At 62.3% G+C, this 24,480-nt stretch carries 24 protein-coding genes and 2 other RNA genes; 14 read left to right on the forward strand and 12 right to left on the reverse strand.

What is annotated here, in order from left to right; all coding sequences use genetic code 11:
- The first annotated feature begins 24 nt into the window (after positions 1 to 24).
- Positions 25 to 792, forward strand: coding sequence for a hypothetical protein (locus tag ACQK2M_RS23415; protein ID WP_425419798.1), 768 nt, complete (start codon positions 25 to 27; stop codon positions 790 to 792).
- Between the two features lie 159 nt (positions 793 to 951).
- Here the strand turns inward: ACQK2M_RS23415 and ffs (ACQK2M_RS23420) are convergent.
- The 3 genes from ffs (ACQK2M_RS23420) to ffs (ACQK2M_RS23430) all read right to left on the reverse strand — a co-directional run bounded on the left by ffs (ACQK2M_RS23420) (position 952) and on the right by ffs (ACQK2M_RS23430) (position 2,156).
- Positions 952 to 1,047: signal recognition particle sRNA small type (gene ffs / locus ACQK2M_RS23420), an RNA gene on the reverse strand.
- A gap of 31 nt (positions 1,048 to 1,078) precedes the next feature.
- Positions 1,079 to 1,699 (reverse strand): DUF4272 domain-containing protein, encoded by a 621-nt coding sequence (locus tag ACQK2M_RS23425; protein ID WP_425419799.1) that lies wholly within the window; start codon positions 1,697 to 1,699, stop codon positions 1,079 to 1,081.
- Positions 1,700 to 2,058: 359 nt separating this feature from the next.
- Positions 2,059 to 2,156, reverse strand: an RNA gene (gene ffs / locus ACQK2M_RS23430) — signal recognition particle sRNA small type.
- 71 nt (positions 2,157 to 2,227) lie between these two features.
- Here ffs (ACQK2M_RS23430) and ACQK2M_RS23435 point away from each other — a divergent pair.
- From ACQK2M_RS23435 to ACQK2M_RS23455, 5 genes are all read left to right on the forward strand, one after another.
- Entirely contained in the window at positions 2,228 to 2,632 is a 405-nt protein-coding gene (locus ACQK2M_RS23435; protein ID WP_425419800.1) for an HIT domain-containing protein, read from the forward strand.
- Between the two features lie 90 nt (positions 2,633 to 2,722).
- Positions 2,723 to 3,673 carry an NAD(+) diphosphatase gene (nudC, locus tag ACQK2M_RS23440; protein WP_425419801.1) on the forward strand — a complete coding sequence of 317 codons (951 nt, stop codon included), beginning with the start codon at positions 2,723 to 2,725 and terminating at the stop codon, positions 3,671 to 3,673.
- A 2-nt stretch (positions 3,674 to 3,675) separates the two neighbouring features.
- Positions 3,676 to 4,224: a DUF924 family protein gene (locus ACQK2M_RS23445; RefSeq protein WP_425419802.1), complete on the forward strand. Its 549-nt coding sequence runs from the start codon at positions 3,676 to 3,678 to the stop codon at positions 4,222 to 4,224.
- A 30-nt stretch (positions 4,225 to 4,254) separates the two neighbouring features.
- On the forward strand, positions 4,255 to 5,679 hold the full coding sequence (locus ACQK2M_RS23450) for a hypothetical protein (protein ID WP_425419803.1): 1,425 nt from the start codon (positions 4,255 to 4,257) through the stop codon (positions 5,677 to 5,679).
- Between the two features lie 169 nt (positions 5,680 to 5,848).
- Positions 5,849 to 7,543: a long-chain-fatty-acid--CoA ligase gene (locus ACQK2M_RS23455; RefSeq protein ID WP_425419804.1), complete on the forward strand. Its 1,695-nt coding sequence runs from the start codon at positions 5,849 to 5,851 to the stop codon at positions 7,541 to 7,543.
- A 2-nt stretch (positions 7,544 to 7,545) separates the two neighbouring features.
- On the opposite strand, the gene ACQK2M_RS23460 is transcribed toward ACQK2M_RS23455, so the two are convergent.
- From ACQK2M_RS23460 to ACQK2M_RS23470, 3 genes are all read right to left on the reverse strand, one after another.
- Positions 7,546 to 9,132 (reverse strand): ABC-F family ATP-binding cassette domain-containing protein, encoded by a 1,587-nt coding sequence (locus tag ACQK2M_RS23460; RefSeq protein WP_425419805.1) that lies wholly within the window; start codon positions 9,130 to 9,132, stop codon positions 7,546 to 7,548.
- Between the two features lie 165 nt (positions 9,133 to 9,297).
- A complete protein-coding gene (locus tag ACQK2M_RS23465) occupies positions 9,298 to 9,501 on the reverse strand; it encodes a hypothetical protein (protein WP_425419806.1) in 204 nt (67 codons plus the stop codon).
- A 172-nt stretch (positions 9,502 to 9,673) separates the two neighbouring features.
- A complete protein-coding gene (locus ACQK2M_RS23470; protein ID WP_425419807.1) occupies positions 9,674 to 10,453 on the reverse strand; it encodes an MBL fold metallo-hydrolase in 780 nt (259 codons plus the stop codon).
- Positions 10,454 to 10,712: 259 nt separating this feature from the next.
- On the opposite strand from ACQK2M_RS23470, the gene pgi reads away from it, so the two are divergent.
- Positions 10,713 to 12,350, forward strand: a complete 1,638-nt coding sequence (gene pgi / locus ACQK2M_RS23475) for a glucose-6-phosphate isomerase (RefSeq protein ID WP_425419808.1) — start codon at positions 10,713 to 10,715, stop codon at positions 12,348 to 12,350.
- A 95-nt stretch (positions 12,351 to 12,445) separates the two neighbouring features.
- The gene (locus ACQK2M_RS23480) at positions 12,446 to 12,751 is read left to right on the forward strand and encodes a hypothetical protein (protein WP_425419809.1); all 306 of its coding nucleotides are present in this window, start codon (positions 12,446 to 12,448) and stop codon (positions 12,749 to 12,751) included.
- 57 nt (positions 12,752 to 12,808) lie between these two features.
- Here ACQK2M_RS23480 and ACQK2M_RS23485 read toward each other — a convergent pair whose 3' ends face one another.
- Entirely contained in the window at positions 12,809 to 13,426 is a 618-nt protein-coding gene (locus tag ACQK2M_RS23485; protein WP_425419810.1) for a hypothetical protein, read from the reverse strand.
- 84 nt (positions 13,427 to 13,510) lie between these two features.
- On the opposite strand from ACQK2M_RS23485, the gene ACQK2M_RS23490 reads away from it, so the two are divergent.
- The 4 genes from ACQK2M_RS23490 (at position 13,511) to ACQK2M_RS23505 (ending at position 17,051) form a co-directional block, all read left to right on the forward strand.
- Positions 13,511 to 14,056 carry a DUF2975 domain-containing protein gene (locus ACQK2M_RS23490; RefSeq protein ID WP_425419811.1) on the forward strand — a complete coding sequence of 182 codons (546 nt, stop codon included), beginning with the start codon at positions 13,511 to 13,513 and terminating at the stop codon, positions 14,054 to 14,056.
- A 3-nt stretch (positions 14,057 to 14,059) separates the two neighbouring features.
- On the forward strand, positions 14,060 to 14,272 hold the full coding sequence (locus ACQK2M_RS23495; protein WP_223476676.1) for a helix-turn-helix domain-containing protein: 213 nt from the start codon (positions 14,060 to 14,062) through the stop codon (positions 14,270 to 14,272).
- 66 nt (positions 14,273 to 14,338) lie between these two features.
- Positions 14,339 to 16,153 carry an IlvD/Edd family dehydratase gene (locus ACQK2M_RS23500; protein ID WP_425419812.1) on the forward strand — a complete coding sequence of 605 codons (1,815 nt, stop codon included), beginning with the start codon at positions 14,339 to 14,341 and terminating at the stop codon, positions 16,151 to 16,153.
- Positions 16,154 to 16,175: 22 nt separating this feature from the next.
- Positions 16,176 to 17,051, forward strand: a complete 876-nt coding sequence (locus ACQK2M_RS23505) for an alpha/beta fold hydrolase (protein WP_425419813.1) — start codon at positions 16,176 to 16,178, stop codon at positions 17,049 to 17,051.
- On the opposite strand, the gene ACQK2M_RS23510 is transcribed toward ACQK2M_RS23505, so the two are convergent.
- Complete coding sequence (locus tag ACQK2M_RS23510) at positions 17,048 to 17,431, reverse strand: winged helix-turn-helix transcriptional regulator (RefSeq protein ID WP_425419814.1); 384 nt, start codon at positions 17,429 to 17,431, stop codon at positions 17,048 to 17,050. The genes ACQK2M_RS23505 and ACQK2M_RS23510 overlap by 4 nt on opposite strands.
- A 56-nt stretch (positions 17,432 to 17,487) precedes the next feature.
- Between ACQK2M_RS23510 and ACQK2M_RS23515 the strand changes: the two genes are divergently transcribed.
- Entirely contained in the window at positions 17,488 to 17,802 is a 315-nt protein-coding gene (locus ACQK2M_RS23515) for a nuclear transport factor 2 family protein (protein WP_425419815.1), read from the forward strand.
- A gap of 105 nt (positions 17,803 to 17,907) precedes the next feature.
- A complete protein-coding gene (locus tag ACQK2M_RS23520; protein ID WP_425419816.1) occupies positions 17,908 to 19,101 on the forward strand; it encodes a D-alanyl-D-alanine carboxypeptidase/D-alanyl-D-alanine-endopeptidase in 1,194 nt (397 codons plus the stop codon).
- 85 nt (positions 19,102 to 19,186) lie between these two features.
- On the opposite strand, the gene ACQK2M_RS23525 is transcribed toward ACQK2M_RS23520, so the two are convergent.
- From ACQK2M_RS23525 to ACQK2M_RS23540, 4 genes are read right to left on the reverse strand one after another with little or no spacing between them, the layout of a single operon-like run.
- On the reverse strand, positions 19,187 to 20,299 hold the full coding sequence (locus tag ACQK2M_RS23525; RefSeq protein WP_425419817.1) for an ABC transporter ATP-binding protein: 1,113 nt from the start codon (positions 20,297 to 20,299) through the stop codon (positions 19,187 to 19,189).
- Positions 20,300 to 20,326: 27 nt separating this feature from the next.
- Positions 20,327 to 21,997 (reverse strand): alpha-glucosidase, encoded by a 1,671-nt coding sequence (locus tag ACQK2M_RS23530; RefSeq protein WP_223476683.1) that lies wholly within the window; start codon positions 21,995 to 21,997, stop codon positions 20,327 to 20,329.
- Between the two features lie 14 nt (positions 21,998 to 22,011).
- Positions 22,012 to 23,169: a carbohydrate ABC transporter permease gene (locus ACQK2M_RS23535; RefSeq protein WP_425419818.1), complete on the reverse strand. Its 1,158-nt coding sequence runs from the start codon at positions 23,167 to 23,169 to the stop codon at positions 22,012 to 22,014.
- A gap of 13 nt (positions 23,170 to 23,182) precedes the next feature.
- The gene (locus tag ACQK2M_RS23540; protein WP_425419819.1) at positions 23,183 to 24,424 is read right to left on the reverse strand and encodes a carbohydrate ABC transporter permease; all 1,242 of its coding nucleotides are present in this window, start codon (positions 24,422 to 24,424) and stop codon (positions 23,183 to 23,185) included.
- Between the last annotated feature and the right edge of the window lie 56 nt (positions 24,425 to 24,480).

The raw sequence follows: 24,480 nt of genomic DNA on the forward strand, positions 1-24,480 counted from the left end.
CGTTCTCGAGCGTGATACGTCTACATGCTGTATCGTTCGGAAGGATCGGTGCAGATGGAATGGAAGCACGGGCCGCAATACCCAACTCCTGAAATGGAAGCTCAACTGAGCTCCATACTCAGCACAGTTTATGGCGATTTCGATCATCGCTCAGGTGCGTTTCAAGGATTGGATTATTACTCTCCTCGCTCAATCGTCGAAAAGCCGTGGGCCCAGATCCCTGGCTATGAAGCAGATTTCTTAGCTGATTCAATTACGCATCGGCGACAAGTGATAGAGTGCGGGATTTCACCAGATCCAACGAAGACAGCGACGTTTGGCCATCTCAAGCACGCAGCGCAAACTTGGATTCGGGATTCAGGATATCGTCGCCTACCCTCAGGCTATAGGGAGTATGAGCATTTCAACAATATCCCGAGAATGCGGGGTGCGCTTTTTTCCATATTGGAGTCTCTGGATCTGAGGGACGTCAGCGTTGATTTCGATGACGGGATTGTGGATTCCTCCGGCTTTTTCATGGACACAATTGGCCACAGGGTCCTTTTTACGGCGAGCGTCAAAATTAAATATGGTGGCAAGTTAAGCGCCGGCTTCAGATTTCCCTACTTTAAGAGCTCTTCCCCGAGATGTTTAACGAGCCACTGCTTGCTCGGGCATTCGATATTCAACGAGTTAGGATTTGATCCAAGTTCTGAAGTAGACCGCATTGCAGATGCCAAAGGCCCCCCTTTCCTGGAGATCGAGCGATTTGTGAGCATTTTTAGAGCCGCACTGTCCTATCTCCGTACATAGTTTTTGCGTAGCGCGCTTGGTGAAGCTTGCAGGAGCGGCACTGGTTCCTGCGGGTTTGTGTTGAGCTGAATCCTCAGCTCATAGGCATAGGGGTTTATCCAGAGAGAACCGAAGTTCGGTGCCGCTGGTGGTCACTATAGGAACCCAAAAGGGAAAAGGTGGGACGCTGGCACGGTGACCCGTGCCGGAGCTCGTTAGGGCTGCTTCCTTCCGGACCTGACCCGGTTGGCGAGTGGCTCCTCCACCACCAACCTCCCGAGCGCGATATCGTATTTCGGCGACCTTTTTAGGTGTCGAGCGAGACTTCGTCCCAGCTCGCGTCCCCGACCGCCCATTCAAGTGCTCTTCGGCGTTCGACCACAACGTGTGATTTGAGACCGTCGGGCGGGTTTTCACACTTCGTCTCAGCGTCCCTAAGGATCCAATGCAGGCAATAGGCAAGATCCAATTCCAATCCGATTTCGGTCTTGCTCCGAACTTGAGCAAGACCGCGAAAATTGGAACTAGCTTCACCTGTTTTGATGTCTGAAAGCATCGTCACGAAGTGCAGGTCGCAACTTCGCCAGAAGTCCAACTTCGCAACAATGCCAATAAGCCAGGTTAGAGCCCACATTCCTTCAACTTGCACCTGAAACCCGTCAATATTGCCTGCACCTGTGTCGAGGAAGGATCGCTCGTCAGCAGTCGTCCTCTCCAGCACACCCTCTTGCGAAAGCCATGCGGACGCCTTGTATCTGTCGAGACCATGGGCAACTGCAGCCACAGCATTCAAGCAAACGATACGGTCCAATACCTCTGTCACTCGACGCGGTGAGAAGTCTTCGATCAACGGCAAAGCTCCCGGAACACGTAAATTCGACTTCGACAACAACGCTCGGGATTTCGATCTGAATTTGCTCATTTCCATGGTATTCTCCGTAACCGGCTACGCTCTGCGATTGCAATTCGGACGGAACTAATGGGTTTGGTTTTTCGGCCATGCGATGAAGTGACATCAGACAAGGTTGGACGATATTCAAAAAATTAGGTTTCGATGCAAAACCGAAACCCAATTGCACTGCACTTAATGCTGGTCCCTCTCTTGGAGATCGACAGATTCATTCAATGCACAGGCATAGCCGTTTGTCTCGACACGCATTTGTGTCGGCAACGGACACCGCGAGATACGAACCTCCGGGCAACAGGATCAATACCGGGAATCTGCGATAGTGCCGCCGAGTACCGGCGCGGTCGGCACCCGCAAAAAGAAAAATAAAAGGGAAAGAGGTGGGAGGCTGGCACGGTGACCCGTGCCATGGCTCGTTAGGGCTGCTTCCTTCCGGACCTGACCCGGTTGGCGAGTGGCTCGTCCACCACCAACCTCCCACCCGCGATATCGTATTTCGGCGCGCCAAAAGCAAGTCGCGCGCACGGAAAAAACTGCTATTGTGGGCACATGGTAGAATTTTCGCTCGATCCGAAGCTCGAAAAGGACACGTATTTCGTCGCCAATATCGGCCTTTGCCGGCTGTTGTTGATGGATGACAGCCGGTTTCCCTGGCTGATCCTGGTGCCGCAGCGCGACGGCATCAGCGAGGTCCACAACTTGTCGCCCCTCGACCAGACGATGCTCACCTTCGAGACGGTAAGCGTATCCGATCGCCTGAAAGCCGCGACGACCTGCGACAAGATCAATGTCGCCGCGCTCGGCAACCAGGTTCCGCAACTGCACATGCACGTGATCGCCCGCTTCGAGGACGATGCGGCCTGGCCCAATCCCGTCTGGGGAGCAGGTGAGGCTGAGCCGTATGACCAGCAGGCGGCGCACGATTTCATCAAGAACTTCATGGCCGATTTCTGACCGAGGATGCTTTGCCCCCGAGGCTGCGTTGCGGCATAACGCCATGACGCGCCGGGCCTTGCGAACCGGAGCGCCCAAGCGAGGATAATGATGACGATTCGACTGGCCGATGCGCCCCATCCCGATGCGTCGAGCGAAACGGGTTTTGCCGGCAACCGGCTGGAACGCCGCTCGGAAAAGCGCAACGCCGACAGCGCGCGCGACGCGCTCAGGGACGGTCGCGCGCATCTCTACCTGCTTGCCGAGGGGCGCGTGCTTCTCAAGCACGACGAGGAGATTTTCGATCCGCTCTTCGCGCCGAGCGAGGTTATCGATTTGAAGGTGGATTTCGAGGAAGCGATCCTGCTCGGTTTCGAGGAAGACGAAACGCCAGTCCTCGCCGCCCATTCCGGTGTCGAGACGGATGATCTCCCGAATTACCTCAAGGCGATCGACCTGCGCTCGGTCTACACGCAAGGCCTCGTGCCGCCGCACCGGCTTGGCGCCATCGCGCAGGCCGCCGCGCTGGTTTCGTGGAACCGCACGCATCGCTTCTGCTCTCGCTGCGGACATGCAAGCGAGATCACCGATGGCGGCTACAAGCGCATCTGTCCGAACTGCGAGGCGATGCATTTCCCGCGCACCGACCCGGTGGTTATCATGCTCGCCGTCACGCCCGACAATGAGAAATGCCTTCTCGGGCGCAGTCCGCATTTCGGCGAAGGCATGTATTCCTGCCTCGCCGGTTTCGTGGAGCCGGGCGAAACGATCGAAAACGCGGTACGTCGCGAGACGGAGGAAGAAAGCGGCATCCGTGTGGGCAAGGTCGCCTATTACGCAAGCCAGCCCTGGCCCTTCCCGCACACGCTGATGATCGGGTGCCACGCCGTCGCCGAAACGGAAGAGATCAGGATCGACGACGAACTGGAAGACTGCCGCTGGTTCACCCGCGCGGATGTGCGCAGCATGCTCGAAAACACCCACCCGCAGGACCTGAGAGTCCCGCCCCCCGGCGCGATCGCCACGCATCTGATCCGCGCCTGGACCGAACAGGAGAAATGACCATGCTGAAACAGGATTGGGACAAGGACGTGCTCGGCTTCTGGTTCTCGGAACTGACGCCGGAGCAGTGGTACAGAAAGGACGACGATGTCGACGCGACAATCGTCGAGCGCTTCGGCGCGCTGCACGAAACCATTGCCGGCACCGACAACGCCGTGCTGACCGCATCGCGCGACAGCGCGCTTGCGGCGATCATCGTGCTCGACCAGTTCGCCCGCAACATGTTCCGCGGATCGCCGAAAAGCTTTGCGGGCGACGCCAAGGCGCGTGCGCTCTCCAATGCCGCGCTGGAGGCCGGCTTCGACACGGATATGAACGACAGCGAGAAGCAGTTCCTCTACATGCCGTTCATGCATTCGGAGACGCTGGCCGACCAGAACAAGTCGGTCGCGCTGTTCGAGGCGCTCGGCAAGGAAAACAGCCTGAAATATGCACGGCTGCACCGCGATCCGATCCTCGCCTTCGGCCAGTTCCCGCACAGGAACGCGGTTCTCGGCCGGCCGACCTCCCCCGCCGAGAAGGCGTGGATCGAGGAGCATGGCGGTTTCTGATCGGGCTGCGCATCCGGGGCTTGGGCGCTCATGGCATCATCCGGCGAAGGTAAATATTCCGACATCGCGATGCGGATTGCGCGCATGCCGGAAAGCGGAGCCGATCCGGACGACATCGCCCGGCTGATCGACGCGAACCGCGATCCGGAGTTCTTCTGGTGGATTTGCGACCGGGGCACGATGACACCCCGCATCCCGGCGCTGCAGGCCATGGTGGAGATGCTGTTCCATCCCGACATCGACCTGCATCCGCATGCCGTGGGCGAAACGCTCGATCAGATCGCCTACCACGCCCCTGTTTCGGTCGTCGAAGCCTATCTGTCGCGCATGGAAAGGCTGATCGCCGATGCACCCGACCGCGCGGCCGATTGCTGGACCGACCTGACGCAGACCCTCACCGAACGCATGACGGCGGCCGGGCGGGACGATCTCGCCGCGCGTATCGCGCCGATCGACCAGGCGGTGGAAAACAACCTCGCAGAGCAGGATGAGCGAGCCATGAGGGCCGCGCTCGAACGGTTCGATGTCGTGGCGACCGGCGACTGGCAATCCGGCGATATCGACGCGGCTATCGCGACTTTCGACGATTGCGATGCATGGCGGGAGCTGTTTCCCGACATGCTCGCAGCACTCGAAACACGGCGGCATCACACCTTCTGGTCGACCCTGCTGATGCGATCCATTTCGAAAAGGCCCCATCAGTTCCATCGTCTCGCGGATGAAGCGATCGGAGGCCTGATTGTCGACGCCCTCGAAAAGAACGACGAGAGGCCGGTCACGGCAGCGGCGAAAGCAGGACTTGTGGCGATCGCCGATCGCGACCTGCCCCTCTCCTGTGCCGCGCTGGAAGAGGCGGCGCGTAGCGCCGGGGCGCGCTTCGGTGTGGATTTCGAAAGCTACGGCATTCCCTGGAATGCGCCCGAGATACGGTTCGCGCTCTACGGTCTCGTGGACCGTGCGCCCTATTACGCCGTTTCGCGCGAGGACCGGTTCGCCGTTGCTGCCGGCTTCTGGTCGAGCGGTCCGTTCGGTGCGCCAGACGCGCCTGCTCCGGACCGGCCGACCCTGGCGGATGCGGACCGCTTGATCGCGCTGCTCGGTTCCCGCGATGCCGTACCGGTCGTGCCGACCGGCGCCGCAACATGGTGGAACGACCTGGTCTGGCGGCACAATTTCCTCCTGCGCCTGAGCGACGCGCTCGACAGGAGGGAGATCGCGCCGACAGAGGCGGCTGGCCGGTGCATCCTGCACGCGATGTGGGCGAACAGCGATGCCGGCGTCACCACGTCCGCGAATGCGGCCGCCGCCTTCCTGCGCCACGGTGGCGATCCGGCATGGCGAAACCGGCTGTTCTGGGCCGCACTCGAAGCATCCGAGCGGCATGCGGCGCCGTCGGACAGACTGGACGATGCACTGAACGACGTCATGCGACTGGGCCAAGACCCGACGGAATAGCCTCGACAACACTGATAATCGACGCGAAATGACGTTTACGTTTACGTAAAAATACTTGCATCGCCCGCTCACGCGAAATATGTCACCGTGATATGGTCACATATGCGGGCGACAGTCGCGTTTCGGGAGGAACCGCCGCAGCGACATCGGCACGCACGGGAGGAAAGAAATGGCTGACGCATCGCAGGTCGCATCCGCCTATGCACAGAAACCCTGGCTGAAGAGCTATCCCGAAGGCGTTCCCGCCGACATGGGCGAACTGGGCTACGAGTCGCTGGCCGAAATGGCCGCGATCTGCACCCGGAAATATGCCGACAAGCGCGCCTTCACCTGCATGGACAAGTCCATGACCTATGCGGAACTGGACGCCGCATCGCAGGCATTCGGGGCCTATCTGCAATCGCTCGGGCTCGAAAAGGGCGACCGGGTCGCGCTGATGATGCCGAACATCCTGCAATATCCGGTTGCGCTTTACGGTGTGCTGCGCGCAGGCATGACGGTCGTCAACGTCAATCCGCTCTACACGCCGCGAGAACTGGAACACCAGCTCAAGGATTCGGGCGCCAAGGCCATCGTCATCCTTGAGAATTTCGCCCACACGCTGCAGCAGGTCATCGCGAGGACCGACGTGAAGCACGTCGTCGTCACTTCCATGGGCGACCTGATGAGCCTGAAGGGCCACATCGTCAATTTCGTGGTCCGCAAGGTCAAGAAAATGGTGCCGGCATGGTCGATCCCCGGCCACGCGGGGTTCAAGGCGATCCTTGCCGCCGGTCGCGGCAAGACGCTGCAGCCCGTCGAGATTGATCGCGATGACGTGGCGTTCCTGCAATATACCGGCGGGACGACAGGAGTTTCCAAGGGCGCGACGCTCACTCATGGCAATGTGCTGGCCAATGTCCGCCAAAACGACCACTGGGTCGAGGTCGCCTATGCGGCGCGCGGCAAGCCGGAAACCGTCACCTATATGTGCGCCTTGCCGCTCTATCATATCTTCGCACTGACGGTGAATGCGATCTGCGGCATGGACCAGGGCGGACACAACGTGCTGATCCCCAACCCGCGCGACATTCCAGGCTTCGTCAAGGAACTCGGAAAATACGAGTGGAACTTCTTCGCGGGCCTCAACACGCTGTTCAACGCGTTGCTCAACAACGAGGATTTCCGCAAGCTCGATTTCTCGTCGGTCCGACTCGTCATGGGCGGCGGCATGGCCGTGCAGAAGCCGGTTGCCGAACGCTGGCGCGAGGTGACGGGCACGGTCATCTACGAGGGTTACGGCCTGTCAGAGACATCGCCGGTCGCAACCGCCAATCCCTTCGACGCGCCGGAGTTCACGGGCACGATCGGCCTGCCGCTGCCCTCCACCGACATCGCCATCCGCGACGAGGAAGGTCATGATGTCCCGCTCGGCGAGGTTGGCGAGATCTGCATTCGCGGGCCGCAGGTCATGGCAGGCTACTGGAACCGGCCCGACGAGACCGAAAATGTCATGACCGCCGACGGCTATTTCCGCTCGGGCGACATGGGGTTCATGGACGAGACCGGCCGCACCAAGATCGTCGACCGCAAGAAGGACATGATCCTGGTCTCGGGCTTCAACGTCTATCCCAACGAGGTCGAGGAAGTCGCCGCTTCGCATCCGGGCATCCTCGAGGCGGCTGCCATCGGCGTTCCGGACGAGAAGTCCGGCGAGGTGGTCAAGCTTTTCGTCGTGCGCAAGGACGACAGCGTCACCGAGGCTGTCGTCAAGAAGCATTGCGAGGCCAACCTGACCGGCTACAAGCGGCCGAAATTCATCGAGTTCCGCGACGAATTGCCGAAGACCAATGTCGGCAAGATCCTCCGCCGCGAATTGCGCTGACCCTATCCCGCCGGCAGTTCGACCCGGCGGGTCACGCCGATATTCTCCAGAAACATCTCGTCATGGCTGACGACGAGCAGCGCGCCGTCATAAGCGCGCAGGCCGGCCTCGACGGTTTCGATCGACGCGATGTCGAGATGGTTTGTCGGTTCGTCGAGGACCAGAAGGTCCGGCGGCTTCGGGCCGCCGAAGACGCAGGCGAGCCCGGCGCGCAGCATCTGTCCGCCGCTTAGCGAGGCGACCGGCCTGAGCGCCGCATCGGCACGGAACATGAAACGCGCCAGCGCGGCGCGGCAGGCATTGTCGGTCGCATCCGGGTGAAGGCGCCGGAAATTCTCGAGGATCGAGAGTGACGGGTCGAGAATCGTGATCTGCTGGTCAAGAAAGGCGATATCGCCTGCAACGCGCACTATGCCGGCGAACGGCGCGAGCCTTCCCGTTGCCAGCGCAAGCAGGGTCGTCTTGCCGGAGCCGTTCGGCCCGGTCACGGCGACACGCTCGGGCCCGGTGAGAACGAAATCAAGGTCGCGGATTACGGGCGACGCCGGATCGTATCCGCCCGTCACACCCTCCATCGCCAGCACCGTGCGGCCCGCGGGCAGGCCGGTCGGGGGAAGGGAAACGGTCAGCGGATCGAGTACCTCCACGCGCTCGCGCGCTGCGGCGGCCTGTTCCGCCGCCTCGCCCTGACGCCGTTCGGCAAGCCGCGCCTTGGCGCCTCCGGTCGCTTCGCTGGTGTCCTTCATCTTGCCGAGCAGGATGCGCGGCACGCCACCTTCCGCCTTCTTGCGCCGGCCGGCGGAATCGCGTCGCGCCTGGCGCTCGGCGGCCTGGCGGCTCCGGCGCGCGACATCGGCCTCCTGCTTTTCCGCGACATCGAGTTCGTGATGCGCGGCGGCCAGTTCGAGCGCCTTGCGCTCCGCATAATGGCTCCAGTTGCCGCCATAGGCGGTGGCGCCCAAAGAGGTGAGTTCGACGATCGCGTCCATGGTTTCCAGCAATTCGCGGTCATGGCTGACCACGATCGCGCCCGCGCGCCACGTGGCCAGAAGCGAACCAACCGCCTCCCTGCCCTCGCGGTCGAGATTGTTGGTTGGCTCGTCGAGCAGCAGGAAGTCCGGTTCGGCGAAGACAAGCGCCGCCAGACGGGCGCGGGTCTGTTGGCCACCCGACAGCGTGGCAAGCGGCGTATCGGGGGCAACATCGAGGCCCAGGCGGACAAGCGCGGCTTCAATGCGGGCTTCGAGCGTCCAGTCGGCATCGGCCAGATCATCGGCGGTCGCCTCGCCGCGTTCGGCGCGCTGCAGGAGCGCAAGCGCATCGCGCACGCCGAATAGGCCTGCAACCGTCTCGCCGGCGGGCGCGGTCACCGCCTGGCGCAACAAGGCGACCGATCCGCCGACCGCAACCGATCCCGCGCTCGGCGGCAGATTACCGGCGACGATGTTCAGAAGGGTCGACTTGCCCGTTCCGTTGCGGCCGACAAGGCCGGTGCGGACCGGACCGAAAGAAAGATCGAGGCCCGAAAGGACGGACGTCCCGTCAGGCGCGGACCATGAAATGCTGGAAAGTGTGATCGTGGCGGACATGAAGCTGGATTTCCCGGTGGGCAAGGCAAGGCGGCATTGCGTTCGGGTTGAAATCCATGTCGGCACACATCCTGTTCGATTGAAGCTGCGCAGTATCTAGATCGTCGGGCGCGGCCGTTCAAGACTGCCACGCCCGGCGGAGTTCACGGATAGAAAGCGGTTATCCTACTGTAGGGCGCGGCCGTCCGGCATGTCGGTCGGCGTGCCCATGTCGGGATCGGTTTCGAAATAGGCGACGATCTCGTCGTCCGTCAGGCCGAGGTCCAGAAGTGCCTTCCAGGCCGTGCGGCGAAGATTTTCCAGCGCCTTGATACCCTCGCGGGCGTCGAAGCCACCGGTTTGCGGATGCATCCGGTCGGTATTTTCCATGTCATCCTCCTTTGCCCCGGCCCCTGCGACCTGCCCCTCTCCCCTACAGGACCGAGATGCATATTGGATGAAAAAACGGGGGCGAAAAAAAGACAAAACGGAAGTCATCACCTCGCAAACAAGAAAAGCCCCGGAAATCCGGGGCTTTTCGCAAGACAATTATTTTTCCGGTTCAGGCGTACCAGTCGCCCATCTTCACCGCGACAGCTTCGCCGACCAGCGCGGCGAATTCGGACGGATCCTGCGTGCCGCCGTCGCGGCCGCGATAATGGTAGGGATAGACGTATTTCGGCATGAACTCCGTCACGGCCGAGGCGGCCTGCTCGACATCCATCGTGAAGGGCAGGTTCATGCAGAGGAAGGCGAGGTCTATGTTTTCCAGCGCGCGCATTTCCGGAATGTCCTCGGTGTCGCCGGAAATGTAGACGCGGAAGCCGTCGAAACTCAGGACGTAGCCGTTGTCGCGGCCTTGCGGGTGGAAGTTCGTCCGGCCTTCGGTGGTGTTGTAGGCGGGGATCGCGTCGATGGCGACGCCGTTGAACGCGCTCGATTCGCCGTTGCCGATCGCGGTGGCCTTCGCCTTCAGCTCTTCCGGCAGCATCTCGTACACTGCGGGATTGGTGATCAGCATCGTGCTGTCGCCGACAAGCGCGGCCAGCGTGTCCGCATTGTAGTGATCGCCATGCTCATGCGTCACGAGGATCAGGTCGGGGGCGTCGAAATCGGCATAGGCGGAGGCTTCCCCGACCGGATCGGAATAGATGACGCCTGCCGGCGTGTTCATCACGAAGGATGCATGCGACACGGGATGCACGACTATGTCGCCGCCACCGGTCGCGAACATGTCGCCTTCGCCCATCTGGGCGCGGGCCGCATAGGGCAGGAAGGTTACCGCGCCGGCGGTGGCCGCAGCGGTCGCTACGAAGCGGCGTCGGGTCAGTGTCGGTTTCATTGGCGATATCCTCCGGTTGATCGGTTACAATGGGTTAGACGTAGCGTCGGCGCGGGCCGGTTCAATCGCGATGGTCATCTGACCCGAGCTCATCACCCGATTGTGAACGTGACCGAATGCGGATCCCGGGACCTCGGGCGGCAGGCACGCCGAAGCACGGCCCGACCCCAGGCATCGCGCCCCCGCATCTTGCATTCGCGACGGCCAAGTTCTTTAAAGCCTGTGGCCGCCATGCGGCGGTCCAAACCGGAGAAACGCCATGCCGACAAAGTCAGCCGCCATAGACGCCCTGAAGCGCCATTTCGAGAGCGGCGCGCCGACCGACATGCGCGCGGCCTTCGCGGGTGACGGCAACCGGTTTGCGCGCCACAGCGCCCGCCTGGACGACATGCTGCTCGACTGGTCGAAATGCCGCGTCGACGAGACGACGCTCTCGCTGCTCGAAGACCTCGCGCAGGCCTGCGACGTCGAAGGCCGGCGCGACGCGATGTTCGCCGGCGAGAAGATCAACACAACCGAAGACCGCGCCGTGCTGCATACGGCCCTGCGCAACCGCTCCAACACGCCGGTGACGGTCGACGGCGAGGACGTGATGCCCGACGTCAATGCGGTGCTCGCGGCGATGGCCGATTTCTGCCATGGCGTGCGCGCCGGCACGATCAAGGGAGCCTCCGGCGCCCCGTTCACCGACATCGTGAATATCGGTATCGGCGGCTCGGACCTCGGGCCGGCCATGACCGTGCTGGCGCTCTCCCCGTACCATGACGGGCCGCGCTGCCACTTCGTCTCCAATGTCGATGGCGCGCATATGGCCGACACGCTGGCCGGGCTCGATCCGGTGCGCACGCTGTTCGTCGTCGCGTCGAAGACCTTCACCACCATCGAAACCATGACAAACGCCGCGACGGCTCGCGCATGGCTGGTCAATGCCTGCGGCGAAGAGGCCGTCGGCGCGCATTTCTGCGCCGTTTCCACGGCGCTCGACAAGGTGGACGCCTTCGGCATCTCCGCCGAGCGAACCTTCGGTTTCTGGGACTGGGTCGGCGGGCGCTATTCGCTGTGGAGCGCCATCGGCCTGCCGATCATGCTGGCGGTCGGTCCGGAGAATTTTGGCCGGCTTCTCGACGGCGCGCATGCGATCGACAATCATTTCCGATCCGCCCCGATGCGCGAAAACCTGCCGATGATGCTCGGCCTCGTCGGTTACTGGCACAGGGCTATTTCCGGCTACCCGTCCCGCGCGGTCATTCCCTATGACCAGCGGCTGGCGCGCCTGCCCGCCTATCTGCAGCAACTCGATATGGAATCGAACGGCAAGGGCGTCACCCTGTCGGGCGATCCGGTCGATGGCGTTTCCGGGCCAGTCGTCTGGGGCGAACCGGGCACCAACGGACAGCACGCCTTCTTCCAGCTTCTCCACCAGGGAACCGATATCGTGCCCGTGGAATTCCTCGTCGCCGCCAATGGCCACGAACCGGGGCTGCGCCAGCATCACGATCTGCTGCTCGCCAACTGTTTCGCCCAGTCCGAGGCGTTGATGAAGGGCCGGACGTTCGAGGAGGCCAAGGCTCAGCTTCTCGACAAGGGCGTGGACGAGGCGAAGGCGGCGGAACTCGCGCCGCATCGCGTCTTTACGGGCAACCGTCCCTCGATCACGATCGCCTACGACACGCTCGACCCCTTTGCGCTCGGCCGCATCATCGCACTCTACGAGCACCGGGTTTTCGTCGAGGCGCAGCTTTACGGCATCAACGCCTTCGACCAGTGGGGCGTGGAACTGGGCAAGGAACTGGCGACCGCGCTGCTGCCGGTCGTCGAAACCGGAGAAGGCCTTGCGGAACGCGATGCATCGACAGCCGCGCTCGTCTCGCATGTGCGCGGCCTGAAGGCCGTTTGATCCCGAAAGAAAGGGGGCGGCGTGCGCCTTGCGGGGAACCTTCCCCTGGGTGAGACGTTTGTATCGCGGATTCCATTCGAAAGAGGAACGCCGCGATGACCGACACGCTCGAACCCCGCAATGACAACGATCCGCGCATTCCCTACCCGACAGGAAAATCGGCCTGGCATGTCCGGCGCGAGAACCGGATGCGGGCGGCGTCGGAGACCGGCGTCATCACGGCCGGCCTCTTCTTCGCGATCTGTCTCGTCGCGCTCGGCATGATGCAGCTAACCCTCGCCTGCCCCGAACCAGCGGGCGACCTCGAGTTTGTCGCCATCCATGGCAGCGAGCGGCATTTCATGGGAACGCCCGTCGGCGACTGTCTCAAGGCGTGCGCGCTGCCGCTGTCCAACGGCTGAACCCGGATGCAGAGGGACGGCGTTCGCGCCGCCCCCAAGCTTAAGGTCGCCGCAGCATCAGCACGGCGGTATCAGGCCGGCATCGGCACCGGCCTTCTCAAGGTTTTTGCGCATATCAACATCGCGCATCAGCGCGAAATAGGGTTCGTCGGCCTCCGCCCGGAGCCACGCCGACATGCGGATGGGGCCGGCTGGAACCGGCGCGGTTCGGCAACCGGTCGCGCCAACCGTCAGCGATCCCTTCCCCTGCCCACCAGCGGCCTTGTAGGCCTTTACGCGCGCCTGCATGGCGCGGAACGCCTCGCTGTCGGCCCGGTCGAACCGGACAACGACAAGACGGGCGTCGCCGGCATGCGCGGGCAGGCCGGGCGCGGACGCCGTCTCGTCCGTGATGATCGGCTTGTATTGCTCCAGGAAACTCGTCTCCGGGTCACCCGTGTCGTAGCGGACCGTCACGGTGACATCGCCCTCGCGAAGCCGCAGGAAAGAGGGCGTCGCCAAGGCAAAGCGGATCGCGCCTGGATCGGCGTCCATAGGATTCATGCGGGCAAGTTTCAGCGCACTGGCAGGCGGCGTGCCGAGCGCGGCACAGCCGGAAAGCGCAAGGGAGACAAGAAGAACAGGCAGAAAGGCGGCCGCGCGGCATGGCAGTCCGCGGGTGATAAACGACGACATCGATAACTCCGTGACTTCACTCTTTACAGCCATTTCTTATTGTTATACAATAATAAATACAAACATTTTTTGATGAGGCTCTCAATGTCGCAACACACAATCGACCGACTGAAGCGGCTCAGCCGCATTCTCTACGGATTCTCGATCGCGCTCATCGCGGGGCTGGCCGTGGGCGGCGCCGTGCTGACTGCGATGACGATTGCGGACGCTGGCATTCTCACGCGCGCCTTCCCGGACGTCGTGCGCGATCCCGCAACGGTCTCTCTACCGGCACGCATCGTCAGCCTCGTCCTCGGCTGGATCGCCATCGGCCTGATGATCCACGCGATCCGATGCCTTATGCGGATGTTCTCGCTGACCGGACAAGGCAGGATCCTGAGCCAGGAGGCAGCGAGATGGATGCGCCGGGCCGGGATTACACTGTTCGTGCTGGCGATCTATGCGACGGTGTCGCGCACGCTGACGATCCTGCTGCTGTCGATGGGCAACCCGCCCGGCGAACGGCAACTGACAATCGGTATAGAGGGCACCCAGTTTTTCTCGATCTTCCTCGCCGGGGTCTTCCTGCTGGTGGCGCACGCGCTCGTCCTCGGCAGCGAGATCGAGCAGGAAAACAAAAGCTTCGTCTGAGCCATGGCCATCATTGTACATCTCGACGTCATGCTGGCGAAGCGCAAGATGCGCTCGAAGGAACTCGCGGAAGCGATCGGCATCACCGAGCAGAACGTGTCTCTGCTGAAATCGGGCAAGGTGCGGGGCGTACGCTTCGAGACACTTGAAAAGATCTGCGCCATTCTCGACTGCCAGCCCGGCGACCTTTTGGAATACTCGCCCGACGGCGGATAAGGCTGCGACGGACTTGCAGCCTCGCCTGCGTTGCCCTAACGCTTGCTTACACGGCGAGAGGACGCGATGACAGGCAACGGCAAGACGAACACGGGCGGGACCAAACTGCGCAGCCAGCAATGGTTCGACAATCCGGACAATCCCGGCATGACAGCGCTCTATCTGGAGCGTTATCTGAATTACGGGCTGACGCGCGAGGAATTGCAGTCGGGCAAGCCGATTATCGGCATCGCGCAGACCGGCTCCGATCTCTCACCCTGCAATCGTCACCATGTCGAACTGGCCAAGCGGGTGCGCGACGGCATCGTCGCGGCGGGCGGCATTCCGTTCGAGTTTCCTTGTCATCCGATCCAGGAAACCGGCAAACGTCCGACCGCCTCGCTGGACCGCAATCTTGCCTATCTGTCGCTGGTCGAGGTGCTTTACGGCTATCCGCTGGACGGCGTCGTGCTGACCATCGGCTGCGACAAGACCACGCCGGCGCTGTTGATGGCCGCAGCGACCGTTAATATCCCCGCAATCGCGCTGTCGGTCGGGCCCATGCTCAATGGCTGGCATCGCGGCGAACGCACCGGTTCGGGCACGATCGTCTGGAAATCGCGCGAACGGCTTTCCGCCGGCGAGATCGACTATGACGAATTCATGGACATCGTGGCCTCGTCGGCGCCGTCGGTCGGTTATTGCAACACGATGGGCACGGCGACGACGATGAATTCGCTGGCAGAGGCACTCGGCATGCAGTTGCCGGGCTCAGCGGCCATTCCCGCTCCCTATCGCGAGCGCGGCCAGATTTCCCATGAGACGGGAAAGCGCGTCGTGGAGATGGTGCACGAGGATCTGAAACCCTCCGACATCATGACGCGCGAGGCCTTCGAGAACGCCATCGTCGTCAACTCGGCCATCGGCGGCTCGACCAACGCGCCGATTCACCTGAACGCCATCGCCCGCCATGTCGGCGTGAAACTGGACAATGACGACTGGCAGGCGCTCGGCCACCGGATCCCGCTTCTCGTCAACCTGCAGCCGGCCGGCGAATATCTCGGCGAGGACTATTGCCATGCCGGCGGCGTGCCGGCCGTGGTGATGGAACTGATGAAGGAAGGCCTGCTGCCGCATCCGGACGCGATCACGGCAAACGGCAAGTCGATGGGCGAGAATTGCGGCACGGTCGAAAATCTCAACACCGATGTCATCCACCCGGTCTCCGACCCGCTGGTCGCCCATGCGGGCTTCATCAACCTGAAGGGCAACCTGTTCGATTCCGCGATCATGAAGACCAGCGTGATCTCCGAGGAGTTTCGTAAGCGTTACCTTTCCAATCCCGACGACCTGGAAGCCTTCGAGGGCAAGGTCGCGGTGTTCGACGGACCGGAAGACTATCACGCCCGCATCGACGATCCGGCCGAAAACATCGACGAATACACGGTGCTTGTGATCCGCGGCGCCGGTCCGATCGGCTATCCGGGTGCGGCGGAAGTGGTCAACATGCAGCCGCCGAACTACCTGATCAAAAAGGGTATTCTGTCACTGCCCTGCATCGGCGACGGCCGCCAGTCCGGCACGTCGGGATCGCCATCGATCCTCAATGCCTCTCCGGAAGCCGCCGCCATGGGCGGACTGGCGCTTCTCGAGAACGGCGACCGCATCCGCATCGATCTCGGCAAGGGCACGGCGAATATCCTGATCTCCGACGAGGAGCTTTCGGCCCGTCGCGAGGCGCTGGAGAAAGCAGGCGGCTATGCCTATCCGGCGCACCAGACGCCCTGGCAGGAAATCCAGCGCGGCATCGTCGACCAGCTCTCGGAAGGCATGGTGCTCAAGCCGGCGGTCAAATACCAAAAGGTTGCCGAAACGCAGGGCGTGCCACGCGACAATCACTGACGGCCGGGATAGGAAAGCCGCCATGGAACGCGTCGTCAGGGCCAGCGATATCGAAATCTCCACGGAGAGTTTCGGCGACGCGGGCAACCCGGCGCTCGTTCTGGCAATGGGCGCCACCGCCTCGAAACTGTGGTGGCCGCGCGATTTCTGCGAGGCGCTGGCGAAGTCGGGATACCATGTCATCCGCTACGATCACCGTGATACCGGATGCTCCACGTCCTATCCGCCTGGAGAAGCACCCTATGCAGCCGAGGACCTCGCGGACGACCTGCTCTCGGTCATGGACGGCTACAATCTCGATAGGGCGCACGTGGCCGGCATGTCGCTCGGCGGCTACATCGCGCAAATGGTCGCCCTGCGCCAGCCGGAGCGGGTCCTGTCGCTGACACTGATCGGCAGCGAACCACTCGGTTGGACAGGGCCGGACCTTCCAAGCATCGCGCCGGAATTCATGCTGCATTTCGCGGCGATGGAAACGCTCGACTGGTCAGACCACGGCGCGGTGAGGGATTTCATGCTGGAGGCGGCACGCCTTTCGGCAGGCGGCAATCCGTTCGACGCGGAGCGGGAATTGCGCCGCATCGACGCCGAACTCGGCCGCGCGCGCGACATGCGCAGCGCCTTCAATCACGGCATGTTGACGGTCCGCGACGACTGGCATGACGCGACAGCACGCATCTCCCAGCCGGTGCTCGTCATGCACGGCGAACAGGACCCGATCCTTCCATTGGCGAACGGCGAAGCGCTGGCGACCGCGATCCCCCGAGCGCGCCTCGTCGTTCTGAAGGGCGTCGGCCACGAAATACCGCAGGCTGCGATCCCCGTCATGATCGCGGAGATGACAGAGTTCATGCGGCAGGTGGCAGGCCTCACGCCGCGCACCGGACCCGGCTTCTAGACATGCGGCCGCGCCGCCGCCCACGTGAGCAGGGCATCGAGGGCTGGGCATAGATCCTGGCCCCATTCCGTCAGCCTGTATTCGACCTTGGGCGGCACTTGCGGGTAGACCGTGCGATGTACGATGCCGTCGGCTTCGAGCTGCCGCAACTGCTGAATCAGCATCTTCTGGGACACGTCCGGGATGGCGCGTTCGAGGTCCGAGAAGCGCATGACGCGGCCGCCAAACAGGTGAAACAGGATCACCAGCTTCCAGCGACCCTCCAATATCTTGAGAGCGCTTTCCACACCGGATGCTGCGGTTTCGCGGGTGTAGTCATGCGCCGGGGCTTCTAACTTACTTTTTGGTGAGTACCCGACTTTTTTGTCCGTTCTTGTCATACAGTCAGGTTATCCGCAGATATGCGCCCACCGCAACATCATACGGAACGACCCCGATGACAGATACGCTCCCCACTCCCATCGCAGACTATTTCTCCGCCGACACGCCGGAAGGCATTGCAAAGTGCTTCACGCAGGACGGCATCGCCGTCGACGAACGCAACACCCATCGCGGGCGCGACGAAATCCGGAAATGGCGCGAGGAGGTCGGAAAGATCAGTTTCAGCCACAAGATCCTCTCGGTCCGCCTTGACGGGAACCGCGTAACAGTGGCGACCCGCGTCTCCGGCAACTTCAAGGGAAGCCCGGTCGACCTGGACAATGTATTCGATCTGGAAGGCGACCTGATCAGCCGGCTGGAAATCTCGTGAGGTGCTTCGGGCCAGGACTTCTAACCAGTGGCCAGAAGGGCTTTGCCTGATCCACGCGTGACGCTAGGGTCGTTTTCAACGCGCCCTATCCGTGACGGAGCCGCCATGTGCCATCGCCTGATCGCCTTTGTCTGCGCCGTGCTGCTCGCGGCCTTCCCGGTCCGGGCCGATGTGAAGGACACGATCGCGAAACAGGCGTCGTCCGGGCTGGTGCTCGTTCTCGACAAGGACGGCAACGAATTGGTCGCGCAAAATGCCGACGAGCCCTTCGTTCCCGCCTCGGTCACAAAGGTTGTCACCGCATGGCTGGCGCTGGAAGTGTTGGGCGCGGACTATCGCTTCGAAACCCGGTTCTACATGGACGACGACCGGGTGCTTTACGTGCGCGGCGGCGGCGACCCCTTCCTCGTGTCCGAGGAACTGGCGCTCATCGCGCCGGCGCTTCTCGCCGCGACCGGCCCCGAACCGTTCAGCGCCATGGTTCTCGATGGGAGCTATTACCCGGCCGATCTCGTCATTCCGGGGATCGAGAACACCGGCGAATCCTATGACGCCCTGAATTCCGCGCTCGCGGTCAACTTCAACACGATCAACGCCATACGCGACGGCAAGACTGTGCGGTCCGCGGAGGAACAGACGCCGATCACCCCGCTGGCGATCAGCCAGTTTCTGGCGCGCGCGCCAAACGGCCGCGGCCGCATCAGCCTCGCCCAGGAAAACCCGGAGATCAGCGTCCGATATGCGGGCGAATTGCTGGCCGCCTTCATCGAGAATGCCGGCGGCGCCGTCGATGGCGACATATCGATCGGCACGGTGCCGGCAGGCCTGGAGCCGATCCATGTTCACCGCCAGTCGCGGCCGCTGTCGGAAATCCTGAAACTGATGCTGATCGGCTCGAACAACTATATCGCCAACCAGATCTTCCTGGAAATTGGCGCCGACCTCCTCGGCGGGCCGGTCAGCCTCGACAAATCGCTACGTGTCGCCAACCAGATTCTCGCGCGGCACGGCCTCGCCAATTCGATCCATCTGGAGGAAGGTTCGGGCATCAGTCGCGGCAATCATTTCACCGCGCGCGGTCTCGCGAAGCTGCTCGATCTCTTCGCGCCCCATGCCCGGCTGATGCGCAGCACCAAGGCGGGCTCCCGCTACAAGACCGGCACGTTTTCAGGCGTCCGGACGCTGGCCGGTTTCGCCAAAACGTCAAGTCACGGCGATGTGCGGTTCGTGATCTCGCTCAACAGCGGGCCCGGCAAATTGCGTTTCCGGATTCTCCAGGCCATCGAGCAGGGCCTCTAGACGCGGCGCTGCTCATCCCCTGCATCATGAAAAAGGCCTCCTCCTGGCGCACGGAGGAGACCTTCGGGAGGATGGCTCTCTGTATTCAGGCCGCTTTCTGCTGCGCCCTCAGGATCGAGGCGCCGTCGGCGTCGAAGAGGTGCAGAACGTTCGAACCGGCCGACAGGCTGATCGTATCGCCGCGTTCGACCTGAACGTCGCCGGACAGTTTGGCGATGATCGCCTCCTCATGCCCGGACATGCGGACATAGAGCAGCGTGACCTCGCCGAGCGCCTCGACGATATCGATCTCGCCGGTGATGAGCGCGGCCTCGCCTTCCGGCGTGATATACAGGTCCTCGGGCCGTACGCCGAGGCTGACCGACTTTCCGGTCAGGCCCGCATCGGCCCCGAATGGAAGGGACGCCTTCCCGGCATGGGCCACATCCACCTCGATCGCGCTGTCGGAAACCGACGACACGGTGGCGGAGAGGATGTTCATGGCCGGCGAGCCGATGAACTGGGCGACGAAGAGATTGGCGGGGCGGTGGTAAAGCTCCATCGGCGCACCGACCTGCTCGATGTAACCGCCGCGCAGCACGACGATACGGTCCGCCAGGGTCATCGCCTCGACCTGGTCGTGGGTGACGTAGATCATGGTCGTGTCGGGCATCGACTCGTTGAGCTTGGCAATCTCGATGCGCGTCGCGACGCGCAGGGCGGCGTCGAGGTTCGAGAGCGGCTCGTCGAACAGGAAGACCTTCGGATCGCGGCAGATCGAGCGCCCGATGGCGACTCGCTGACGCTGGCCGCCGGAGAGCGCCTTGGGCAGGCGGTCGAGATAGGGCGTCAGCTGCAGGATATTGGCGGCGTTCTGGACGCGGCGGTCGATCTCGTCCTTGGAGAACTTGGCGAGCCGCAGGCCAAAGGCCATGTTGTCGTAGACGGTCATGTGCGGATAGAGCGCGTATGTCTGGAACACCATGGCGATGCCGCGCTGCGACGGCGGCACGTCATTGACCACCATGCCGTCGATTTCCAGCGTGCCGCCTGTGATCTGTTCCAGCCCCGCGATGCAGCGCAGGAGCGTGGACTTGCCGCACCCGGACGGTCCGACGAAGACGATGAACTCGCCCTTCTCGATATGAAGGTTGATGCCGTGCAGCACCTTCACCTGGCCATAGGCCTTGTCGAGATTCGTCAGCTTCAGTTCTGCCATGGTCTTTCCTCCCTCACCTGCCGCGCGTCATGATTTCACGCGACCGACAAATCCGCCAAGTGCTTTCAATCTAACCACGCCATCGTCCCCGACCTCGCCATCCAGGGGCGAATTGAGACGCACGAGCCCGAGCCCCGTCTCGAACTCCGCCGGCCCATGGTTGAGGTTGAACGCGCACAGTATCTTCGTTTCGCCGTCGTCGCGGATATAGGCAACGACATCGTCCGGCGTATCTATGAATGTAAGTGTTCCCTTGACGAGCGCCTGATTGCTGCGGCGAAACTCGAGGAAGTCGCGATAGAACGCGTAGATGCTGCCGGAGCGGCCCTGCTGCGTATCGACGGCCATCGCACGGTGGATGTCCGGCACGGGCAGCCACGGCTTGCCTGTGGTGAAACCGCCATTCGGCAGGTTCGACGACCAGACCATCGGCGTGCGCGCACCGTCGCGACCCTTGAATTTCGGCCAGAAGCGAATGCCGTACGGATCCTGCAAATCCTCATAGGAAATGTCGGCCTCGGGCAGACCGAGCTCCTCGCCCTGGTAGATGCTGACCGACCCGCGCAAGGTGAACAGAATGCCGGCGACGACACGGAGATAACGCTCCGGATCGCGCTCAAAAGCCCCCCAGCGCGAGGCGTGCCGCACCACGTCATGGTTGGAGAACGCCCAGCAGGACCAGCCGTCCGGCGCGCCCCTCTCGAATTTTTCGACAACCTCGCGCACCTTTTCCGCCGTCAGCGGATCGGGGGCGAGAAAATCGAAGGCGTAGCACATGTGGATGCGGTCATTGCCCGCCGTGTATTCGGCGAGAATCTCCATGTCCCGCTGGCTGTCGCCGACCTCGCCGACCGCGGCCGCGGCCGGGAACTCGTCGAGCACGGCCCGGAACCGTTTCAGGAAATCGACATTCTCCGGCTGGCTCTTGTCGAAGAGATGATCCTGATAATTGTAGGGATTGACCGCAGGCGCCGTCTTGGCGTTGCGCTGGTCGGGCGGCAGCGGCGGATTGTCCTTCAGCGACTGCGAATGGAAGTAGAAATTGATCGTGTCGAGACGAAAGCCATCGACGCCGAGTTCCAGCCAGAAATGCACCATGTCGAGCAGCTCGTTCTGGACATCCGGATTGTGGAAGTTCAGGTCCGGCTGGCTCGTCAGGAAATTGTGCATGTAATACTGGAGGCGGTTCGAATCCCATTCCCAGGCCGAGCCGCCGAAGATCGACAACCAGTTGTTGGGCGGCGATCCGTCCGGCTTCGCGTCGGCCCAGACATACCAGTCGGCCTTGTGATTGTCGCGGTTGGAGCGGCTTTCGGCGAACCAGGGATGCTGGTCGGACGTATGCGACATGACGAGGTCGATCATCACCTTCAAACCGAGGTGATGGGCGTCATCGACGAGAACGCGGAAGTCCTCCAGGCTGCCGAACATCGGATCGACACCGCGATAGTCGGTCACGTCGTAGCCGAAATCCTTCATCGGCGACGGGAAGAAAGGCGAAATCCAGATCGCATCCGCGCCGAGATTGGCGATGTAGTGCAGGCGCTGCCGGATACCCGCCAGATCGCCGATGCCATCACCGTTGGAGTCCTGGTAGGAGCGCGGATAGATTTGATAGATCACCGCGCCCCGCCACCAGTCCGGATCGGGCTGGAGGTGCTGTTCGGTTAGCTGCGCCGCGGAAGCAAACACACTCATGGACGAAAAGACCCTTACTTGACGGAGCCGGCCAGCAAGCCGCGCACCAGATAGCGTTGCATTGCAAAAAAGACGACCAGAGGCACCGCGATCGACACGAAGGCCGCCGTCGCCAGGATTTCCCAGTTGCCGCCGCGTGTGCCCAGCAACTCGACGATCTGGTTGGTCATCACGGTCGTCTCGCCGGTCGCGTCGATCAGGAAGACCTTGGCCACCAGCAGGTCGTTCCAGGTCCACAGGAACTGGAAGATCGCGAAGGATGCCAGCGCCGGGAAGGACAGCGGAAGGACGATGCGAGTGAAGATCTGGAAGTCCGTCGCGCCATCGACCTTGGCGTTCTCGATGATGTCGCGCGGCAGGCCGACCATGTAATTACGCAGCAGGTAGACCGCGAGCGGCAGGCCGAACCCGGTATGGGCGAGCCAGACGCCGAGATACCCCTTGCCGATGCCGATCCCCAGATGCAGCCGCAACAATGGAATGAGCGCGAGTTGCAGCGGAACGACGAGCAGTGCGACGACGGCCGCGATCAGGATCGCGCGGCCCGGGAACCGCATCCAGGCAAGCGCATAGGCGGCGAAAGCCGCGATCACGATCGGAATCACCGTGGCCGGGATCGTCACTGTCAGCGTGTTGAAGAACGCCTTGGCCATGTTGTCGCGCGCCGTGCCGCTGAACAGGACTGTTTCGTAGTTGTCGAGCGTGAATTTGGGCGGAGAGACCGCCGTCACGAAAACACGTTCGCCGCGGCTTCCGGACAGTTCGACATCGTTTTCGAGCCGATAATCGCCATTGGCCTGAACGGTCAGGCGGCCGTCATCGCCCATGTCGGCGGTCTCGCCCGGCACATAGTCGGCAATGGCCCGCGAGGAAACGCCCCAAACGGAAATCTCGGATTCGAGGCTCTCGTTATTGTCGGCGAAGATATTCCCATCGACGACGAAAAGGTCGCCATCCTGCTTCTGCGTGTCCGGCGCCGCCGTGCGCAGAACGAGGTTCTGCTCCTGCGGGAACATCGCCTTCCACCAGCCGCTCGACGAGATCTGGTCGGTGGTGCGGAAGGACGACACGAAGAGCCCGACGGTCGGGAAAAGCCACAAGAGGACGAGCGCCAGGACGGAGATGTGAACCGCCCAGGTCAGTCCGGATTTGGTACCTGCGATCGATGACATGGTTCCGGCCTCCTCAGCGCATTTCCTTGCGCGCGTTGTAGACGTTCCAGACGAGGATCGGCGTAACGAGCAGCATGATGACGATGGCACTGGCCGAACCGACGCCCCAGTCATTGGCGCGGAACAGCTTGTCGTACATGTAGTTGGCGAGAACCTGGGTCTCCCATTGACCGTTGGTCATCGCGAAGACGATGTCGAAGATCTTGAGGACGACCAGGGTGATCGTCGTCCAGACAACCACGATCGTACCCATGATCTGGGGCACCTTGATCTTGAAGAAGATGTCGAACGGATTGGCGCCGTCGATCACCGCGGCCTCGATCGTCTCCTCGGGAATGCCGCGCAAAGCGGCGGACAGGATGACCATCGCGAAACCGGTCTGGATCCAGATCAGCACCACCATCAGGAAGAAATTGTTCCAGTACGGAATCGTCAGCCAGGTCTGCGGATCGCCATAGGGAAGCGTTGCGGTGAAGAGATGAAACACCGAGCGCAGCGACAGGAAAACGAGCCACGCGCCACCGAGCCCAACCGCGACACGCAGCGGCGCGGCCCACCAGGATCCGCCGCCGCGCGAGGCCTCGCTCGAAACCAGCGGGCGCACAATGAGATAGACCCCGTAGAGCACAAAGGCCGCGAAGCCGAGAAGAATGGCCGCCGGAAGCAGGCGCAGGAACAGCGTCGAGAAGACGCCGCCATCAAAGGACATCCACAATGCGTTGAGGACGCCGATCTGGTCTTCGCCGGCGGGGCGCGTGTCGTAGACGAGCTTGAAGATCACCGAGGCGCCGACGAACGAGATCGCCATCGGCATGAAGATCAAGGACTTGGCGATATTGCCCCACTTGATCCGGTCGGTGAGTTGCGCGGACAGCAGGCCGAAGGCGGTCGCCGCTGCCGGCACCACGATCAGCCAGAGCATGTTGTTGCGCATCGCTTCCCAGAATTTCGGCTCCTGGGCCATCTGCTTGTAATTGGCCAGCCCGACGAAAGCGCCGCCGGCATCGCGATCGGTCAGCGACAGACGCAACGTTTCCAGAACGGGATAGGCAAGATAGAGACCGAGCGCGAAGATCGCGGGAAAAAGAAACAGCCAGGGCCGGACCATGTTGGCCCGATTGATGTTGCGACCGGCCTGCGGCCCCGAGGCGGGGAAGAGAACCTTGTCGACAAAGACATTGGACAGATAGAAATATCCGATACATCCGCCGACACCGACGACGATCGTGATCAATCCCTGCAGGGCTGGATGCATGGTTTCCTCCCCAAACCGCGCGGCCTAAGATCGCCGCCCGGGGCAGAATAGCCCCG

It is taken from the genome of Oricola indica, assembly GCF_965227485.1.
Lineage (GTDB): Bacteria > Pseudomonadota > Alphaproteobacteria > Rhizobiales > Rhizobiaceae > Oricola > Oricola indica.

Excerpts from the sequence above, each read along its gene's own strand:
- ACQK2M_RS23415 (WP_425419798.1), top strand. The coding sequence starts at position 25 with ATGCTGTATCGTTCGGAAGGATCGGTGCAGATGGAATGGAAGCACGGG.
- ACQK2M_RS23425 (WP_425419799.1), bottom strand. The coding sequence starts at position 1,699 with ATGGAAATGAGCAAATTCAGATCGAAATCCCGAGCGTTGTTGTCGAAG.
- ACQK2M_RS23435 (WP_425419800.1), top strand. The coding sequence starts at position 2,228 with ATGGTAGAATTTTCGCTCGATCCGAAGCTCGAAAAGGACACGTATTTC.
- nudC (WP_425419801.1), top strand. The coding sequence starts at position 2,723 with ATGACGATTCGACTGGCCGATGCGCCCCATCCCGATGCGTCGAGCGAA.
- ACQK2M_RS23445 (WP_425419802.1), top strand. The coding sequence starts at position 3,676 with ATGCTGAAACAGGATTGGGACAAGGACGTGCTCGGCTTCTGGTTCTCG.
- ACQK2M_RS23450 (WP_425419803.1), top strand. The coding sequence starts at position 4,255 with ATGGCATCATCCGGCGAAGGTAAATATTCCGACATCGCGATGCGGATT.
- ACQK2M_RS23455 (WP_425419804.1), top strand. The coding sequence starts at position 5,849 with ATGGCTGACGCATCGCAGGTCGCATCCGCCTATGCACAGAAACCCTGG.
- ACQK2M_RS23460 (WP_425419805.1), bottom strand. The coding sequence starts at position 9,132 with ATGTCCGCCACGATCACACTTTCCAGCATTTCATGGTCCGCGCCTGAC.
- ACQK2M_RS23465 (WP_425419806.1), bottom strand. The coding sequence starts at position 9,501 with ATGGAAAATACCGACCGGATGCATCCGCAAACCGGTGGCTTCGACGCC.
- ACQK2M_RS23470 (WP_425419807.1), bottom strand. The coding sequence starts at position 10,453 with ATGAAACCGACACTGACCCGACGCCGCTTCGTAGCGACCGCTGCGGCC.
- pgi (WP_425419808.1), top strand. The coding sequence starts at position 10,713 with ATGCCGACAAAGTCAGCCGCCATAGACGCCCTGAAGCGCCATTTCGAG.
- ACQK2M_RS23480 (WP_425419809.1), top strand. The coding sequence starts at position 12,446 with ATGACCGACACGCTCGAACCCCGCAATGACAACGATCCGCGCATTCCC.
- ACQK2M_RS23485 (WP_425419810.1), bottom strand. The coding sequence starts at position 13,426 with ATGTCGTCGTTTATCACCCGCGGACTGCCATGCCGCGCGGCCGCCTTT.
- ACQK2M_RS23490 (WP_425419811.1), top strand. The coding sequence starts at position 13,511 with ATGTCGCAACACACAATCGACCGACTGAAGCGGCTCAGCCGCATTCTC.
- ACQK2M_RS23495 (WP_223476676.1), top strand. The coding sequence starts at position 14,060 with ATGGCCATCATTGTACATCTCGACGTCATGCTGGCGAAGCGCAAGATG.
- ACQK2M_RS23500 (WP_425419812.1), top strand. The coding sequence starts at position 14,339 with ATGACAGGCAACGGCAAGACGAACACGGGCGGGACCAAACTGCGCAGC.
- ACQK2M_RS23505 (WP_425419813.1), top strand. The coding sequence starts at position 16,176 with ATGGAACGCGTCGTCAGGGCCAGCGATATCGAAATCTCCACGGAGAGT.
- ACQK2M_RS23510 (WP_425419814.1), bottom strand. The coding sequence starts at position 17,431 with ATGACAAGAACGGACAAAAAAGTCGGGTACTCACCAAAAAGTAAGTTA.
- ACQK2M_RS23515 (WP_425419815.1), top strand. The coding sequence starts at position 17,488 with ATGACAGATACGCTCCCCACTCCCATCGCAGACTATTTCTCCGCCGAC.
- ACQK2M_RS23520 (WP_425419816.1), top strand. The coding sequence starts at position 17,908 with ATGTGCCATCGCCTGATCGCCTTTGTCTGCGCCGTGCTGCTCGCGGCC.
- ACQK2M_RS23525 (WP_425419817.1), bottom strand. The coding sequence starts at position 20,299 with ATGGCAGAACTGAAGCTGACGAATCTCGACAAGGCCTATGGCCAGGTG.
- ACQK2M_RS23530 (WP_223476683.1), bottom strand. The coding sequence starts at position 21,997 with ATGAGTGTGTTTGCTTCCGCGGCGCAGCTAACCGAACAGCACCTCCAG.
- ACQK2M_RS23535 (WP_425419818.1), bottom strand. The coding sequence starts at position 23,169 with ATGTCATCGATCGCAGGTACCAAATCCGGACTGACCTGGGCGGTTCAC.
- ACQK2M_RS23540 (WP_425419819.1), bottom strand. The coding sequence starts at position 24,424 with ATGCATCCAGCCCTGCAGGGATTGATCACGATCGTCGTCGGTGTCGGC.